The sequence below is a fragment of the Croceicoccus sp. Ery5 genome, from assembly GCF_020985325.1.
GTDB lineage: Bacteria > Pseudomonadota > Alphaproteobacteria > Sphingomonadales > Sphingomonadaceae > Croceicoccus.
The window spans coordinates 2,175,067-2,192,023 of sequence record NZ_CP087587.1 but is presented as its reverse complement, the minus strand read 5'-3'; the positions used below and the strand labels follow the sequence as shown (position 1 = coordinate 2,192,023).

At 62.5% G+C, this 16,957-nt stretch carries 13 protein-coding genes; 10 read left to right on the top strand and 3 right to left on the bottom strand.

Going from position 1 to position 16,957, the window contains the following annotated elements; genetic code table 11:
• The first annotated feature begins 5 nt into the window (after positions 1-5).
• The 7 genes from LOZ74_RS10305 to LOZ74_RS10275 are packed head-to-tail and all read left to right on the top strand — an operon-like array spanning position 6 to position 7,657.
• The gene (locus tag LOZ74_RS10305) at positions 6-1,196 is read left to right on the top strand and encodes a CaiB/BaiF CoA-transferase family protein (protein WP_230291139.1); all 1,191 of its coding nucleotides are present in this window, start codon (positions 6-8) and stop codon (positions 1,194-1,196) included.
• Positions 1,193-2,326 (top strand): extracellular solute-binding protein, encoded by a 1,134-nt coding sequence (locus tag LOZ74_RS10300; RefSeq protein ID WP_230291138.1) that lies wholly within the window; start codon positions 1,193-1,195, stop codon positions 2,324-2,326. The genes LOZ74_RS10305 and LOZ74_RS10300 overlap by 4 nt, the downstream gene beginning before the upstream one ends.
• Positions 2,323-3,093 carry an enoyl-CoA hydratase/isomerase family protein gene (locus LOZ74_RS10295; RefSeq protein WP_230291137.1) on the top strand — a complete coding sequence of 257 codons (771 nt, stop codon included), beginning with the start codon at positions 2,323-2,325 and terminating at the stop codon, positions 3,091-3,093. Before LOZ74_RS10300 ends, LOZ74_RS10295 begins: the two co-directional genes overlap by 4 nt.
• A 9-nt stretch (positions 3,094-3,102) precedes the next feature.
• Positions 3,103-4,059: a D-glycerate dehydrogenase gene (locus LOZ74_RS10290; protein WP_230291136.1), complete on the top strand. Its 957-nt coding sequence runs from the start codon at positions 3,103-3,105 to the stop codon at positions 4,057-4,059.
• Positions 4,043-4,879 (top strand): kinase, encoded by an 837-nt coding sequence (locus tag LOZ74_RS10285; RefSeq protein WP_230291135.1) that lies wholly within the window; start codon positions 4,043-4,045, stop codon positions 4,877-4,879. Before LOZ74_RS10290 ends, LOZ74_RS10285 begins: the two co-directional genes overlap by 17 nt.
• Before the next feature lie 40 nt (positions 4,880-4,919).
• A complete protein-coding gene (locus tag LOZ74_RS10280) occupies positions 4,920-6,554 on the top strand; it encodes a glycoside hydrolase family 28 protein (protein WP_230291134.1) in 1,635 nt (544 codons plus the stop codon).
• Complete coding sequence (locus LOZ74_RS10275) at positions 6,551-7,657, top strand: hypothetical protein (RefSeq protein ID WP_230291133.1); 1,107 nt, start codon at positions 6,551-6,553, stop codon at positions 7,655-7,657. The genes LOZ74_RS10280 and LOZ74_RS10275 overlap by 4 nt, the downstream gene beginning before the upstream one ends.
• Positions 7,658-7,790: 133 nt before the next feature.
• Here LOZ74_RS10275 and LOZ74_RS10270 read toward each other — a convergent pair whose 3' ends face one another.
• A complete protein-coding gene (locus tag LOZ74_RS10270; protein ID WP_230291132.1) occupies positions 7,791-9,800 on the bottom strand; it encodes a right-handed parallel beta-helix repeat-containing protein in 2,010 nt (669 codons plus the stop codon).
• 36 nt (positions 9,801-9,836) lie between these two features.
• Entirely contained in the window at positions 9,837-10,565 is a 729-nt protein-coding gene (locus LOZ74_RS10265) for an SDR family oxidoreductase (protein ID WP_230291131.1), read from the bottom strand.
• A 132-nt stretch (positions 10,566-10,697) separates the two neighbouring features.
• Between LOZ74_RS10265 and LOZ74_RS10260 the strand changes: the two genes are divergently transcribed.
• Genes LOZ74_RS10260 through LOZ74_RS10250 form a run of 3 tightly spaced genes read left to right on the top strand, consistent with a single transcriptional unit; the run spans position 10,698 to position 14,889 of the window.
• Positions 10,698-12,275 carry a glycoside hydrolase family 28 protein gene (locus LOZ74_RS10260; RefSeq protein WP_230291130.1) on the top strand — a complete coding sequence of 526 codons (1,578 nt, stop codon included), beginning with the start codon at positions 10,698-10,700 and terminating at the stop codon, positions 12,273-12,275.
• Positions 12,275-13,270, top strand: a complete 996-nt coding sequence (locus LOZ74_RS10255; protein WP_230291129.1) for an aldo/keto reductase — start codon at positions 12,275-12,277, stop codon at positions 13,268-13,270. Before LOZ74_RS10260 ends, LOZ74_RS10255 begins: the two co-directional genes overlap by 1 nt.
• Positions 13,271-13,314: 44 nt before the next feature.
• Positions 13,315-14,889 carry a DUF5060 domain-containing protein gene (locus LOZ74_RS10250; protein ID WP_230291128.1) on the top strand — a complete coding sequence of 525 codons (1,575 nt, stop codon included), beginning with the start codon at positions 13,315-13,317 and terminating at the stop codon, positions 14,887-14,889.
• Here the strand turns inward: LOZ74_RS10250 and LOZ74_RS10245 are convergent.
• Positions 14,886-16,898, bottom strand: a complete 2,013-nt coding sequence (locus LOZ74_RS10245) for a glycosyl hydrolase family 65 protein (protein WP_230291127.1) — start codon at positions 16,896-16,898, stop codon at positions 14,886-14,888. The two genes, LOZ74_RS10250 and LOZ74_RS10245, sit on opposite strands and share 4 nt — an antisense overlap.
• Positions 16,899-16,957 lie beyond the last annotated feature (59 nt).

The window sequence follows — 16,957 nt, the reverse complement described above, 5'->3', positions numbered from 1 at the left end:
ACCCGATGAAAATCCTCGAAGGAATTCGCGTACTCGATTGTTCGATCGCCATGGCGGGGCCGTTCGCGGCGCAGCGCATGGGCGACATGGGCGCCGATGTTGTCAAGGTAGAGCCGACCAGAGGCGAATGGCAGCGTCATGCCTCGGCCGGCGGGGCGACAGGGAACAAGATCAATGTCTCGTTCCTCTCGCTCAACCGGAACAAAAGGTCGCTGGCCGTCGACCTGAAAGCGCCCGAAGGCAAGGCGCTGCTGATCGACATGGTGAAGAACGCGGATGTGTTCCTGCAGAACTATCGCCCCGGTGTCGCCGAACGGCTGGGCGTGGATTATGTGACGCTGTCGGCGATCAATCCGCGGCTGATCTATGTGTCGATGTCCGGCTATGGTGAGGATGGCCCCTATCGCGACTATCCCGGACAGGATCTGCTGCTGCAGGGCATGTCGGGCGCGATGATGTCGACCGGCGCGGCCGGGACACCGCCGTCAGCCGCCGGGCAATATCTGGTCGATGCGATCACCGCCTATACCGCCTTTGAAGGGGCGCTGGCAGCCCTGTTCCACCGCGAACGCACGGGAGAGGGGCAACTGGTCCAGATCAACATGCTGGACGCCATCGCCACGATCCAGATGCAGGAATTGTCGGTCTATACCGTCGGCAACAAGCCGCAGGCCCGCTCTGCCGAACCGCATGCCCATTCCTATATCCGCGCGCCCTATGGCGTGTTCGCGACCGCCGACGGCTATATCACCGTCGCCATGGCCTCGCTGACGCGGCTGGGCGAATTGTTCGGGGACGAGTTTTTTGCCGGCCTCGACGACGAACGCGACAGCTGGACGCAGCGGGACGAGATTTTCGCGCGGGTAAAGGGCCATCTGCTGGAGCGCAGCAGCGCCGACTGGCTTGCCGATATGCGCGCGCGCGATATCTGGGCAGGACCTGTCTATGGGTACGAGGATCTGATCAACGATCCACAGATCAGGCATAACGGCACGTTTATCGAATATGACCACCCGACCGAGGGGCGGATCAAGGTGCCCGGATTCCCGATCCGTTTCAGCCGCACGCCTTGCGAAGTCGAACGCGGCGCGCCCCTGGTGGGCGAACACAGCCGCGAGGTCATGCGCGAAGCGGGGCTGGACGATGGCGCGATCGACGCGCTGATCGAATCCGGCGTGGTGCGACAGCACGCATGACCATGGCCGATGTGAAATTGCCCGCCTTTCGCGGCCTGACATGGGATCACCCGCGCGGCTATAACGCGCTGGCCCGTGCTGCCGTGGATGCCGAGGGGCTGACCCTGCAATGGGACCGCCACTCGCTGGAAGGGTTCGAATCCGCCCCCATCGGTGAACTTTGTGACCGTTACGATCTGGTCGTGCTGGATCACCCGCATGTGGGCGAGGCGGTGGCAGCCGATTGCCTGATACCGGTTAAGGACCTGTTCGGCGCGGACGAGATTGCCGCCTGGCAAGATGCGATCGCGGGGCCCTCGCTCGACAGCTATTTCTATGCGGGGCGGCATTGGGCCCTGCCGCTCGATGCCGCGACGCAAGTGATGGCATGGCGCGCGGACCGCATCGAACAGGTTCCCGCCGCATGGTCCGATCTGCCCGCCCTGGCAGAACGCCGCGCGGTGGCGCTGTCGCTGGCAGGGCCGCATGCGATCCTGAGCTTCCAGTCGGTTTGCGGCGCGCTGGGTGCGCAGCACGATACCCCGCGCGCGACATTTATGGACCGCGACATTGCCATAGAGGCCTATGGCATCATGCGGGCGCTAACCGGCGATGCGACCCGCGCGGCGCTGGCGATGAACCCGATTGCGATGCTGGATGCCATGGCGGCGGGCGAGGGGCCCGATCTGGTGCCGCTCATCTATGGCTATGTGAACTATGCCACGCGCGGCGTGCGGTTCGGCAATGCGCCGGTCGGCCCGTCAGGGCGCATCGGATCGACATTGGGCGGCACCGGCATCGGCGTGTCGCGCCGCTGTAAGGTAACGCCCGCCTTGCTCGACCATATCCGTCTGCTGATGTCCGACACTGTCCAGCGTGGCTTCATCCCGTTTCAGGACGGGCAACCTGCCTTTCGCTCAGCATGGACCGATGTGGCGGTCAATGCCGCGACCGGCAATTTCTTTGCCGATACGCTGCCCAGCATCGAACAGGCGCTGCTGCGCCCGCGCCATAACGGGGCGATTGCTTTCCAGACGGCGGCTTCGTCTTTGCTGCGGCAGGCGCTGGTCGATGGCGACTGCGGCGCACCGGTGCTGGACGCGATCGACGATCTTTACCGCACACACCATCCGGCCGGAGCCGAGACATGACTGACGAACTGATCTTTTCCGTGGCCGACCATGTCGCCACCATAACCTTCAACCGGCCCGCCAAGCTGAACGCGCTGACGCCAGCGATGGCCGCCGCGCTGATCGCAGCAGTCAGCGAATGCAACACCAGCGATGCGGTGCGCTGCGTGGTGGTGACGGGCGCGGGTGAAAAGGCGTTTTCGGCGGGGTCGGATATCTCCACGCTCGACGCCTATGCAACCCCATGGGATTTCCGCAACCGCGACGATTATTGCGATGCCTTGCGCGCCTGTCGCAAACCGGTGATCGCGGCGGTGAACGGCTATGCGCTGGGCGGTGGTCTGGAAACGGCCATGGCCGCAGACATCCGCATCGCCAGCGCCAATGCCCGCTTTGCCGCGCCCGAAATCAAGCTGGGCTGGATCGGCGGCGGGGGCATGGCAGCCGGGCTGTCCTATTGCGCCGGATCGTCCAATGCCGCGATGATGGTGCTGACGGGCGACATGATCGACGCCGCGCAGGCGCGCGACTGGGGCATCGTCAGCGAGGTGCACGAAGCCAATGCGTTGATGCCGCGCGCCATGGAACTGGCCGCCAACATCGCGTCCCGCGCGCCGATCGCGGCCGAGACCGCCAAGCTAAACCTGCGCGCCGCGCATATCATGCCGTGGGACAAGGCCATCGAATACGAACGCGATCTGCAAGCGATCTGTTACGCCACCGAAGACGCCGCCGAGGGGCGCGCCGCCTTTGCCGAAAGGCGTGACCCGCAATTCCGCAGACGTTAGGAAGCCATCATGTCGAAACCGAAAATTCTCCTCTCGCGCCGCTGGCCCGAGGCGGTCGAGGCGCGGCTTGCGCAAAGCTATGACGTTACCATCAACGAAAGCGACCGGCCGCTGGGCGAGGATGCGCTGGCCGCTGCGATGCGCGACTACGACGCGGTCTGCCCGACGGTCACCGACAGGCTGCCTGCATCGGTCGTGGCGCAGGACGGCATGCGTACCCGCATCATCGGCAATTATGGCGCGGGGGTCGAACATATCGATCTGGATGCCGCAAAGACCGCCGGTTTGACCGTAACCAACACGCCTGATGTGCTGACCGATGCGACGGCCGATATCGCGATGACCCTGCTGCTGATGGCCACGCGCCGCGCGGGTGAGGGGGAGCGCGAATTACGTGCGGGAGAATGGACCGGCTGGCGGCCCACCCATCTTTTGGGACGCTCCTTGTCGGGCAAGGTGCTGGGGCTGGTTGGATATGGCCGCATTGCCCGCGCGATGGCCGAACGGGCGCAGGCGTTCGGCATGCGCATCGCCTATCACAGCCGTTCGCCCAAGGACGATATGCCGGACGATGCCTATCACGCCGACCTCGCCAGCCTGCTGGCGGTTTCGGATGTGGTGTCGCTCCACGCACCGGGCGGGGCGGAGACGCATCACATGATCGACGAAGCCATGCTGGCGCGGATGAAGCGCGAGGCGGTGCTGATCAATACGGGACGCGGCACGCTGATCGACGAAGGGGCCTTGGCAAAGGCCCTGCGCGATGGCGTGATCGCGGCCGCAGGTCTGGATGTGTTCGAAAAGGAACCGTCGGTTCATCCCGATTTGCTGGCGCTTTCCAATGTCGTGCTCTTGCCGCATCTCGGCTCTGCCACGCTGGAAACGCGTGAGGCGATGGGCATGAAAGTGGCCGATAATCTGGACCGTTTTTTCGCCGGGCAGGACGTGATTGACCGCATCGTGTGATCTTGTCGCCGCTGCGGTCGGCACATGGCTGAAAGGCGCGCCGCGTCCGCTGGTGCTGGGCATTTGCGGCGCTCAGGGCAGCGGCAAGTCAACTTTGGCGCAGGGGTTGGAAGCCCGACTGGCAGCGCAAGGGCTGAAGGTCGCTTCGCTATCGCTCGACGATCTGTATCTGGGCAAGACGGCGCGCGCGGAACTGGCCGCCGAACTGCATCCGCTGTTCGCGACGCGTGGGGTGCCGGGAACGCATGATGTTGTGCGGGGCCTGTCGGTGATCGATGCAGTGCGCAGCGGGCAGGCAGTCGCCTTGCCACGCTTTGACAAGGCGAGCGACGAGCCGGTCGCGCGCAAGGACTGGCCGGTGGCTCCGGCCGGATTGGATGTGCTGATCTTCGAAGGCTGGTGCGTCGGCGCGCGACCGCAGGATGCCGCGGTACTGGCGGATCCCGTCAACCCGCTGGAGCGTGACGAGGATGCCGAAGGGCGCTGGCGGCGCGCGGTGAATGATTGTCTGTCGCAGGCCTATCAACAATTGTTCGACCGGATCGACCGGCTTGTGCTGCTGGCCGCACCCGGTTTCGATGTCGTCCATGGCTGGCGGCTCCAACAGGAACGGGGCCTGCGCGAACAGCTGCGCAGCCAGGGGCGCGATCCCGCGCTCGCTATGTCGGACGATGAAATCGCCCGTTTTATAAGCCATTACGAGCGGATTACGCGGCATATTCTGAGCACCATGCCAGATTACGCCGATCTGACCCTGCGGCTTGGCCATGGGCGCGAGATTCTGGAAATCGAGGAACGGGCGGGGTTGTCTTCCAGCTAATCATCATACATCATATGATGAAACATATGGGAGACAGAAATTGCCAGGAGGATTTGCCGAATTCAGCCGGCGGGCCGCGCTTTACGGGTTGGGGGCCGCCTTTGCCGCCAGTGCCGTTCCGGTGCGCGCCATCGGCAGCCTGACCGGATTTCACAATATTCGCGATTATGGCGCGGTCGGCGATGGCAAAACTATCGATTCCCATGCCATCAACCGCGCCATCGAAGCGGCCAGCGCCAAGGGCGGCGGCACCATCGTCGTCCCTCCGGGTGAATATCTGTGCTTCTCGATCCGGTTGAAAAGCCACATCACGCTGGTACTGTCGCCCGGATCGATGATCGTCGCCGCCGACCCCGACAAGCACGAAGGGCAATATGACCTGCCCGAAGGCGTGTTCGAGGAGCAGCTTGTCGATTACGGGCTCGCCCATTTCCACAACAGCCTGATCTATGGCGACGGGGTTACCGATATCGCGATTGTCGGCAACGGTCTGATCTATGGTCCCGGCCTCGACCGCGAAGGCCCGCCGCCGCGCTGGCACGGGATCGAGGGGTGGAAGTCCCCATCCGAACTGGGAATGACGGCGGACGAGGCGCGCCGCGCCATTCCGCTGGAGATGAAATATGAAGGCCGCGGCAACAAGGCCATCGGTCTGACCGGATGCCGCAATGTGGTTTTGCAGGATTTCTCGATCCTGCAGGGCGGCCATTTCGCCTGTTACGTACTGGGCTGCACCAATGTGCGGATCGAGGGGATTACCGTCGACACCGACCGCGACGGTATCGACCTTGATTGTTGCCGCGATGCCAAGGTCGTCAATTGCACCGTCAACGCGCCCAAGGACGATGCCATCGTGTTGAAGAGCAGCTACGCCCTGCAGGAAGCACGCTTTTGCGAGGACATCCAGATCCTTGGCTGCAAGACCAGCGGCTATCTGCTGGGGACGCTGCTTGACGGGACCTATCAGAAATCGCCCTATATGGCGCCCGATGATGTGGGCGTGCTGGGGCGCATCAAGCTGGGGACGGATTCGGTTGCCGGTTTCCGCAGGGTGCTGATCGCCGATTGCCTGTGCGAAAACTCGCGCGGGTTGCAGATGGGCGCGATCGACGGTGGCGTGCTGGAAGATGTGACGGTGCGCGACGTGACCTTGCGCAATCCGGTGAACCATCCCCTGTTCGTCCGCCTCTCGGCTCGCAACCGCGCGCCGCGCGGGGCAGGGGTGGCAAGCGTCCGCCGCGTCCGCTTCTCCGATATTCAGGTTTCGGGTGCGCGCATGGAATATCCGTGCGGCGTGGTCGGGATCGAGGACGGCATCATCGAGGATGTGAGCTTCAGCGGCCTGCATGTCAGCGCCGCGGGCGGTGGCACGGCCGAGGATGCGGCGCGCGTAGTGCCTGAAAGGCGCACTTCCAGCCTTGAGCCGAGTTTTATGAAAACGCTGCCCGCACATGGGCTTTACGCACGCCACGTGCGCAATCTGGGCATGTCGGACGTGCGCTTCGATGTGGAGGCGGCCGATGCACGACCGGCGGTTGCGCTGGAGAACGTGAATGGCGCGGTGATCGACGGGCTGACATCGACCAAGGGCAAACAGAACGCGGTCCGCGCGGCGCAGGATTGTCGCAATATCGCGATTGGCCAGATTGAAACCTTTTCGGGAGAGAATGCATGATCCGTAAGTTTGGCACCGCGCTGGCGGCACTGCTCGCGACGACTCCGCTCGCCGCGCAGAACTACGACCTCGACCAGCGTGACGATGATTTCAGCGAACGTCTGACCGTGATCGAGGAGCCGGCCGAACCTGTGATCGGGCCGGAAGATGTGCAGCGCGCCGATAACCGCTCGGGCTTTGAAACCGGCATGACGCTCAAGATCGATGGCACCTATCATCTGTTCATTTCGGAAATGTTCGAACGCCCGCACCTCGATATGCGGATCGCCCACTGGACCAGCCCGGACGCGGTCAGCTGGACCCGTCAGGGCACCGTCGTCGACAGCGTGCCGGGCCGTTCGGCAAAGAACCCCAAATCCGAGGTATGGTTGCAGGGCGTTATCTTCGACGACGAGGCCGATCGCTGGAACCTGTTCTACATCGCCTATCGCGGGGGCAACAGCGAACAGGGCGAAGGGCTCAACCTCGACTATGAAGGCACGGCGCGGCGGGCCGTATCGCAAACCCCGGGCAAAGCCGGTATCGGCGGCCCGTATGAAGATGTCGGGGTCGCCATGGCACCGGGCGGTCCGGATGCGGCGATATGGGAGGGTCAGCAGGGGCTGGACAGCTTTTTCCCCTATAAGGTCGGCGACCAATGGGTCGCGTTGCATGGCAGCCACAACCATTTTCCCGCATCGCCATGGCAAGTGGGGGTGGCAACCGGCTCCAGCCTGACAAGCAGCGAGTGGACGCGCGTGCCGAGCGAGCAGCCGTCCCCCATGGAAGGGCTTTTCATCGAAAATCCGATCGTCGAGAAGCTCCCCAACGGCCATTACATGGCGCTTTACGACGCCAATCACTTCGCACCCGTTCAGCCCGACATGCCGGTGCGGCCGAACAATTCGGTCGGCTATAGTGTTTCGGAGGACGGGATACGCTGGCATCAGGGCCGTTCGCTTGTCGTTCAAAGCGACGACAACAACTGGGCATCGGACCTGCGGACCCCGCTGGGTCTGGTTGCGGAAGGCGACGGGATTTACACCCTGCTCTATACGGCCCGCATGAAGGACCAGCCCTTTTGGGCCATCGGCCGGGTGAAGGTGAAGCTGACGACCGACTGAGGCTGTTCGGCAAGCCGCCTTTTTCCAATCGGGTTATTAAAGAACTGGGGGAGCCTGTGTCTCACAGGCTCCCCCAGTTTTTGTAAGTTCGACTTGAAGCCCGACCGGTGCTTCGATCGCGAAGCGCTCCGGCTCAGGGACGAACGCCCGCAGCCTCGATCACCTTGCGCGCTTCTTCGGGCCAGTCGCTGCCCGGAACCAGGAAATTGCCGCGCGGGTCGTTGCCATATTGGGGCAGCCAGCGCCCGCCGGTCTTCATCGAATTATGCCAGTTTCCGACCGCGCGATTGTCGGTCGAGATGCCCTGATCGTACATTTTGCCGGCGGTATTGATGTTCAGCCACGTTCCGCTCGACGTTTCGACGACATTGCCGGTGATGGTGAAGTGCTTGCTGCCTTCGTCCAGATAGATCGCGATCTTGTGATCGATGTCGAAGATATGGTTGTTCCGGATCACCGAATTGGGATTGGCGGAAAGGTTATAGATGGCCCCGCCGTCCATATACCATTGTTTCACCCCGTGGATGCGGTTTCCCTCGACCAGAGTGTTGCGCAGCGTCGTGGGCGTGGTGAATTTGGGATTGTGGACATATCCCTGCTGGTTCTGGTCGTAATTGGGATTGCCGCCTTCGTCGTTGTACCCCCAACCCCAACCGGTTGCGATCCCGTCATAGGGGGCATCGCTGATATCGTTGTGCACGATGCTGGCCCCGTCGATATAGGTCGTCAGGATCGCGGCATTATCCTTGTAATCCTGACTGACGGTGACGACCACATTATCCGCGATGGTCAGGTCGCGGTTGATAAGGTTCGGGTCCGACGGATGATGCGCGTCGGTGCGCACACCGCCCGCCATGATCGCGCTGCCCGACAACACGGCAAAGCGGTTGCGCGAGACGGTAATATTGCTGGTCGCCAGACCCACGCCGGTCAGATGCGCCTGCGGCTCGTTCCCGATGCCAAGGCCGATCTGTCCCAACTGGCTGAACACATTGCCTTCGAACACGATGTCGCGCGCGGCAGACACCTGCACGGCAGCGGGGATCTGGTGCCATTTCAGGCGCATGGATTCGAATTCAACACAGCCCCAGCCGCATTTTTCCCACGCGTCTTCAGGGTGCAACGGCGATTCGTCGCTCAGATAGGCACCGCTCTGCTGATTGGCATAGCCCGTGTTTCGCGAGGGGCCGAGCCATGATGTGTGCGAAAATTGTAGCCCGCGAAAATTGAGTTTTTCGACCGGCTTGTCGGGCGTGCCGCTGATCGAAACCAGCGCTTCCAGAGTGGGCACGACGACGTCGAGATCGGCGATATCCTCGTCCAGACCCGTGCGCAGATAGAGCTTGCCTGCTTCGGGATCGATCACCCACTGGTGCCAGTTCGAATGCCACTGGCCGACCTTGCCGATGAATTCGGGCGCCCCGCGCAGGAAAAAGCGCGATTCTTCGGGAAACAGCGGCTTGCTCGCCGTGTCATAGCCCCAGGTGTTATTGTCCCACGCCGGCTGCGACATGGTGAATTCCACGCCGCCATCCGATTTCGCGATCGTTTCCACGGGCGAATAACGGTCGGTGAAGATGCCGGTCGCCTCGATCTCCATCCGGTCGGGCCGGGCGATATCGGCCAGCCATGCGTAATCGGGATTGGCGATGGTGAAACCGGTCCCGCTGAATTTCAGGTCGTGGAGCGCGATTTCGACGAAGGGCGATTCTGCAACCGTGCCGTTCACCCAGATCTGCCGCGTATCCAGCCCCTTGGGCGTGTCCGCGACATAGAGGTGGCGTTCCTCGTCATACGGTTTGAAACCGGTAATGTGGATGCCCGATGTGATGACCGGCCGTGCATCGGGAGCGGCGCGCCAATCGACCGTATGGCCGTTCTGGCCGCCATCGGCCTGCCGGAACACCAGCGGCTTGGTCAGGCGATAGGTGCCATCGGCCAGCAGGACGGTGACATCGCCTTTCTTGTTGCTGGCCCGCACCAGTTCCTGCGCCTTTTCCAACGTCCGGACCGGTTTCGCAGAGGTACCCGCATTGCGGTCGTTGCCCGATGGCGAGACATGCACGGTCACCTGCGCGAATGCCGATGTGGCGCACAGCAGACCTGCCGCGAATGTCGCCGTGCGAACGGCTTTGCCGATCATATCTTCCTCTCCCTATATTATTTTCGGGGCGGCAGGTCAGTTGACCCAGCCGCCGTCGATCACATTGATCGTGCCGGTGGTAAAGGCGCTCTCGTCCGATCCCAGATAGATGGCGAGGGCAGCCAGTTCTTCCACACGGCCAAAGCGGCCCATGGCCTGACGCGCGGTGAATTCGGCATAGGCCTTGTCGAAATCGCCCGTATCGCGCAGCCGTTGCAGCAGCGAAGGGGTTTCGACCGTACCCGGACAGATCGCGTTGCACCGGATGCCCTGGGTCACGAAATCGACCGCGACCGATTTTGTCAGTCCGATCACTGCCGCCTTGGTCGCGCCATAGGCAAACCGGTTGGGCACGGCCTTGATGCTGCCCGCGACCGAGGACATGTTGATGATCGACCCGCCGCCGTTTTCGATCATGTTGGGCATGATGGCGCGGATCATGCGGTATTGCGCGGTCACGTTCAGCGTGTTGGAAAATGCCCAGTCATCCTCGTCACAATCAAGGATGGTGCCCGCATGGACGAAACCCGCACAATTGAACAGGACGTTCACATCGGTGAATTCAGCCGCGATGGCCTTGACCGCCTGCGGATCGGTAACGTCAAGGGCGCGGCATTCGGCGCCTTCCAGCCCTTCCAGCGTTTCGGCGCGCACGTCGGTTGCGATCACCCGCGCGCCTTCACGAACGAAGGCTTCGGCAGTGGCGCGGCCGATACCCTGGCCGGCTGCGGTGATCAGGGCGGTCTTGCCCTTCAGGCGATTCATGCATTTTCTCCCAACGGGTTGGCCCTGAAAAAGGGCAATATTCGGCATGGACAGTCCATGGATGAATTCATATGATGTCGTATGTTTAATCACGGCGCAAGCGCAGACTTACCTCTCAACCGAAGAACCGCGATGGGGCTGATGGCCGCACTGGCGGCCAGCCCCTTTGCCGCATCGCAGGCCATGGCGACTGGAGTGGTCGAGGATATTCGCAATCATGGCGCGAAAGGGAACGGCTATTCGGTCGACAGCGCCGCGATCAATGCTGCTATTGCCGCCGCCGCCCGTTGTGGTGGGGGCGTCGTAGCCGTACCGCCGGGGCGTTACCTGTGCTTTTCGATCCGGCTGCTCGACAATATCACGCTGGCCCTGTCATCGGGCGCGGTGATCGAGGCTGCGGACCCCAGCGCCTATGGCGCGAATTACGATCATCCCGAAAACTATATGGAACAGCAGTTTCAGGATTTCGGCATCACCCATGTGCACAACAGCCTGATCTATGCCGACGGGGCCAGCAATATCGCGGTCGTTGGGCGGGGGCTGATCTATGGTGCGGGGCTGGACCGTGCGGGACCGGGTGATTTCTGGTGGAAGCGCGATCAATGGCAATCGGCGGCCGTCCTGGGCATCACGCCGAAAGAACTGATGCTGCGTAACCCGCACGAAGCGGCCATGGTGGGGCGCGCGAACAAGACATTCGGCCTGATGAACTGCCGCGGCGTGCAATTGCAGGATTTTACGATCCTGCAGGGCGGCCATTTTGGCATCATCGCCCACGGTTGCACCAATATGCGGATCGAAGGGGTGGTGGTCGATACCGACCGTGATGGCATCGACATCGATTGTTGCCGCGACGTCCGGGTCAGCAATTGCACCGTCAACGCGCCCAAGGATGACGCCATCGTGCTGAAAAGCAGCCACGCGCTGGGCCGGAATGTGGTGTGCGAGGATATCCAGATACGCGGCTGCAAGACCAGCGGTTACCAGATGGGATCGCTGCTGGACGGTACCTATCGCAAATCGGATTACGGATCGCCCGACAAGATCGGCGTGCTGGGCCGGATCAAGATGGGCACCGAAACGACTGGCGGGTTCCGCAATGTGCAGATCAGCGATTGCATCTGCACCAATTCGCGCGGCATCCTTGTCGGCATCGTCGATGGCGGAGTGATGGAGGATGTGACGATTTCGGGCATCACCATCCGCGATCCGGTGAACCATCCGCTGTTCGTGCATCACGGCGCCCGCATGCGCGCGCCAAAGGGGGCGCCGATACAGGGCATACGCCGCGTCCGGTTCGAGGATGTGCAGATTTCGGGTGCCGACCCGCGTTATCCCTGCGGGGTCGAGGGCATTGCCGACAGCCCGGTCGAGGATGTCAGCTTTACCGGTATCGACATGCAGTCGGCAGGCGGCGGCACGAAAGAGGATGCGGCGCGCGATCCCGAATATCGGCGCGAAACCAGCCTTGAAGTCAGCTATCTGAAAACCTTGCCCGCACAGGGCATCTGGGCACGCCATGCGAAGCGGCTGACGGTGCGCGATTGCCGCTTTTCGACTGAAGCACCCGATGCGCGTCCCGCCGTGGCGCTCCGCCATGTCGACGGGGCGCTGATCGACGGGGTGACTTCGTCGATGTCGGGCAAACAGGCGGTGTCGCAGCGCGACAGCAGCCATGTGACGGTGAAAAATACGGGAGCGTTCAGCTGATGGGACCGCAGGATCTGGGTTTTGGTGCGGCATCGATCGGCAACCTCTATCGCGCGGTGCCCGATGCAGATGCGCGCGCCGTGGTCGCCCGCGCGTGGCAGGCGGGGGTTCGCTATTACGACACCGCCCCGCATTACGGTTTCGGCCTTAGCGAAAAGCGCCTCGGCGCGGCGCTGGCGGAACTGGACCCGCAGGAAAGCGCCGTCGTTTCCACCAAGATCGGTCGCAGGCTGGACCCGCGCCCCGATGCCGATCTGACGGCGGTGCGGCAGGCATTCGTCTCGCCCGAACCGTTCGAAAGCGTGTTCGATTACAGCTATGACGCGGTCATGCGCAGCTATGAAAGCAGCCTGAAACGCCTGCAACGCAGCCGCATCGATATACTGTATGCGCATGATATCGGCAGCTTTGCCCATGGCGCGGAGCATCCCCGCCGTTTCACCGAATTCATGGATGGCGGCTATCGCGCGCTGCGCGAGTTGCGCGATGCGGGCGATGTGGCGCAAATCGGCATCGGCGTGAACGAAATCGCCGTGTGCGAGGAAATGATCCATGCGGGCGAGATCGACATCATCATGCTGGCAGGCCGCTATACGTTGCTGGAGCAGGATCCCGTCGACAGCCTGTTGCCGCTGTGTGCGCAGCGCGGCGTGAAACTGGTGGTCGCCGCCCCCTATAATTCGGGCATTCTGGCCAAAGGCGTGCGCGGGGAAGGCCCTGTTCCCAATTTCAATTACGAACCCGCGCCGCCCGCCATCGTCGAACGCGTGGGCGCGATCGAGGATATTTGCGCGCGTCATAATGTGCCCCTTGCCGCGGCGGCGCTGCAATTTCCGCTGGCACATCCGCAGGTTTCCGCGGTCATCCCGGGCATGGGATCGGTGCGGCAAGTGGAGGCGGCGATCGAACTGATCGGCGTACCCATACCGGAAGCGATGTGGGGCGAATTGCGCGCGGCAGGCCTGCTGTGCGGCGATGCACCGGCTGCGGCCTGAGATAAAGACGGACCCGCAAGCAGCGGGCCATGCGGGAGAGTAGCATGACGATTACCCGGCGGGCGGTTTTTGCCAATGCCATGGCGCTGGGGGCAGCCGGAATGGCGCGCCCCGCCATCGCCGCCACCCAAACCCGTGTTGAACGCTGGGGCGTGTTCGAACTGGCGCTGGCGGGACCATCGGCGGGCAATCCGTTTCGCGACACGCCGTTTTCGGCAGTTCTGGAAGGGGCAGGGCAGGCGATCGAAGTCCCTGGCTTCTACGATGGGGACGGGCTCTATCGCCTTCGTTTCAGCCCGCCCGAGACCGGCGAATGGCGCTGGACCACGCGCAGCAATGCTCCCGCGCTGAGTGGCATGAGCGGCCGCTTTACCGCCACCGCGCCGACGCAGGGCAATCACGGGCCGGTTCAGGTCAGCAAGGACGGGTTCCACTTTACCTATGCCGACGGCACGCCGTTCCGCCAGATCGGCACCACCTGCTATTCATGGGCGCTGCAATCGGAAGAGAAATGCCGCCAGACGCTGAAAACCCTGTCTGCCGCACCGTTCAACAAGATGCGCATGCTGGTTTTTCCCAATGTCGCATCGGTCGCGACCGCCCCCTTCGTCCGCAAGGGAGAAGGGCCTCGGGACTGGGACGCCATGCGTTTCGACCCGGCCTATTTCCGCCGCTACGAAGATCGCATCATCCGGCTGGGCGAGCTGGGGATAGAGGCCGATGTGATCCTTTATCAGCCCTATGACCCCAAGCGCGGCTATTCCGACATGAAGCGCGAGGATGACGAGCATTACATCCGCTATGTCGCCGCGCGTTTCGGGGCCTATCGCAATGTGTGGTGGTCGATGGCGAACGAATTCGACCTGATCGAAAGCAAGACCGATGCGGACTGGGACCATTTGTTCACCGTGCTTGCCGATGCCGATCCGCACAGCAGGCTGCGTTCGATCCACAACATCCACCGCTATTACGACCAGCGCAAACCGTGGATCACCCATGCCAGCGTGCAGAACGGGGCGGCGGTGCTCGATCCGATCCGTGCCGAACTGCACCGCGCCTTTGCCGAAAAACCGGTCATCTTTGACGAGGTGGTTTACGAGGGCAATATCGACAAGCGATGGGGCAATCTGACCGGCGAGGAAATGGTCGAACGGTTCTGGCACGGGCTGATCGGCGGGACCTATGTGGGGCATAGCGAAACCTATGCGCAGGATCGCAACCCCGATCATTCATGGCTGGGGCAGGGCGGCACCCTGCAAGGGACCAGCGCGCCGCGCCTCGCTTTTCTGAAACGCATTATGGAGGAAGGACCGGCACCCGGCATCGATGCGGTCCAGCCATGGTGGAACTATCGCGTGGCAGGGAAAGAGGGGGAGTATTACCTCCTCTATTTCGGGACAGAAGCGCCCGTGGAATGGGAAATCCGTTTCCCGTCCAAAACCGACAATGCGATCCGTGATTACGAAATCGACGTGATCGACACATGGAACATGACGGTCGAACCGCAAGGACGATTCCGCATGGCGCGCAAGGATGAATACGACATCCATTCGCCCGACCGCCCCGCGATCGCACTGCCGGGGCGCCCCTATATGGCGGTGCGTCTGCGCGCGGTCTAATCCGTGTCGGAGCTTATCGCCTTGAATTCGGCCAGCCGGATCGCGCGTTTGCCCGCGGGCTTCATCAAGGCTCGGATGCGGGTGATCGGGCGGCTGTCCCAGCGATAATCGCTGATTCCGTTGGCAACGGGTTTGCCGCGCGCCAGATCGTGCCAGCGCCCGTCCTGCCAATATTGGACGGTTACCGATATTGGCGCGGCGAATTGCGCTCCATCATCGAAAAAGGCCAGTTCTGCGCGGTCGACGGTCACGGCTTGGCCGAAATCCACTTCATACCATTGCTCTTGGCCGGATAGCGGCGAATCCCACCCATTCGGCAGTTCGGGATAGAACCAGGTCCGCCCGTCGATGGCGTCATGCAGCGCTTCGGCGTCATTATTGCCCGATGCGCGCGCCATGGGGAAATCGCCGCGCACAAGTTGCACGGCACGGTTGATGTCGCGCCGGATCGGGCGAGGGGCCGCGCGCGTGACAGGGACAGTGAGGCGGCCCAGTGTGGCACGGCGGGCGACTTCCTTGCCGTCCACCTCGACCGACAGGCCCACGCCCTTGCCGTAACGCGATCCGTCGGCATCCCACGTCACCGCGACGGAACGACCGTGATAGGGCACGTTTTCGACACGGAACCAGCCCAAACCCTGCGCATCGCCTGCATCGGGCAACAGCGGGTTGACCTCTAGCACGTCATCGGCACGCGGCCTGATGCCGACCAGCCCGCCAAGGATCAGGTCGATATAGCCCGAATGGAAATAGTGATGGCTGCGGTCCAGCCCGACGATGGGCTCGCCCGTGGCAGGATCGTAATCTTCTTCCAGATCAAGCAGATCGCCCTGATAATGCAGATCGGTATATTGGCGCAGCAGGCGCATGTAGTCGCTGCGCGTGACGGGGCCGGTATGGTCGTAATGGTCGAGCAGATTGGCCATGCCGGTCAGCACCTGCGTCGTCTGATAGGGCCAGACGGGGCCGTTCCACTGGCATTCGCGCGCTTCGCCCAGATAGCGATACTGGCGCATGTAATATTCATAGCTTTTCTCGACCGTGCGTATGCCTGCTTCTCCGCCCAGCGAGGCGGGATCGAGCAGGTGCGCCCATGCCGACGCGTAACGCGCATCGTCGGGCACCAGATCGAACATCCAGGGCAGATATCCGGCCAGTTCGCGTGCGCGTATCGGCTCCCAATAGGAGACATGTTCGTTATCGACCTTATAGCGGTCCCCGAAATGGCCCAGCGCAGGGTTCCAAAGCGCCTCTATCGTACGGGCCTGCAACCGGTCGGCGCGGGCCGCGAATTCTGCCGACAGGGCGGTGTCGCCCGCCATGGCCGCGATATTCGAAATCGCGCGCGCATTGGCAAACATATAGCTGTTGATCGACGGGCGGAAACTGTCGCCGCCGCGGAACCCGTCTTCCCCGCCCGAGGCGTCGATGGAGGATACGGTATATTCGGTCGCGTCCAGCAAAGGCTCGATAAAATAGAGCTGTTTGGCGAAGTCGTAATGGTCTTCCCACAGCCCATAGATATGGCGCATCACCGGTAAATGGCGCTGCACCGCCTGACGGTCACCATCGACAAGAAAGCGGCCCCACACCGAATCCGCCATATGGTCGGTGAAATGGCGGTCGTTTCCGCCGTGATACATGAAGTTGATATAATCGTCGGTAAAGCGCCGGTCGTTCAGCCAGAGCCCTTCGGCGATATGAAACCCGCTGGCATCGTTCAGGCTGGCATAGGGATGGCGCTGCCAGTCGACATCGTCGGCGAATTCGGTGGTGATATAGCCTTGCTGGCCAAGATCGCGCTGATGCGCGCGGAATATCGACCAGCGATAGTAATAGACCGCATCGATCCGCGGATCGGCACTTTCGAAGAAAGGGATGCGGTCTTCGTACCAGGGTGCGTCATTGCCGAAATGTTCGGCGGCGATCCGGTCGCGGTCCAGTTCCTGTGCCGAAACAGAAGGGCCGGCGAAGCCGGAAACCCCCGCAAGCAGAATTGCGGCGGTCAAGCTCGATCCTATCCGGCGTATCACCTGCGCCCTCCTGTCCGGTGCGACATCGGCGGCCC

Excerpts from the sequence above, each read along its gene's own strand:
- LOZ74_RS10250 (WP_230291128.1), top strand. The coding sequence starts at position 13,315 with ATGACGATTACCCGGCGGGCGGTTTTTGCCAATGCCATGGCGCTGGGG.
- LOZ74_RS10305 (WP_230291139.1), top strand. The coding sequence starts at position 6 with ATGAAAATCCTCGAAGGAATTCGCGTACTCGATTGTTCGATCGCCATG.
- LOZ74_RS10290 (WP_230291136.1), top strand. The coding sequence starts at position 3,103 with ATGTCGAAACCGAAAATTCTCCTCTCGCGCCGCTGGCCCGAGGCGGTC.
- LOZ74_RS10295 (WP_230291137.1), top strand. The coding sequence starts at position 2,323 with ATGACTGACGAACTGATCTTTTCCGTGGCCGACCATGTCGCCACCATA.
- LOZ74_RS10260 (WP_230291130.1), top strand. The coding sequence starts at position 10,698 with ATGGGGCTGATGGCCGCACTGGCGGCCAGCCCCTTTGCCGCATCGCAG.
- LOZ74_RS10270 (WP_230291132.1), bottom strand. The coding sequence starts at position 9,800 with ATGATCGGCAAAGCCGTTCGCACGGCGACATTCGCGGCAGGTCTGCTG.
- LOZ74_RS10300 (WP_230291138.1), top strand. The coding sequence starts at position 1,193 with ATGACCATGGCCGATGTGAAATTGCCCGCCTTTCGCGGCCTGACATGG.
- LOZ74_RS10275 (WP_230291133.1), top strand. The coding sequence starts at position 6,551 with ATGATCCGTAAGTTTGGCACCGCGCTGGCGGCACTGCTCGCGACGACT.
- LOZ74_RS10255 (WP_230291129.1), top strand. The coding sequence starts at position 12,275 with ATGGGACCGCAGGATCTGGGTTTTGGTGCGGCATCGATCGGCAACCTC.
- LOZ74_RS10265 (WP_230291131.1), bottom strand. The coding sequence starts at position 10,565 with ATGAATCGCCTGAAGGGCAAGACCGCCCTGATCACCGCAGCCGGCCAG.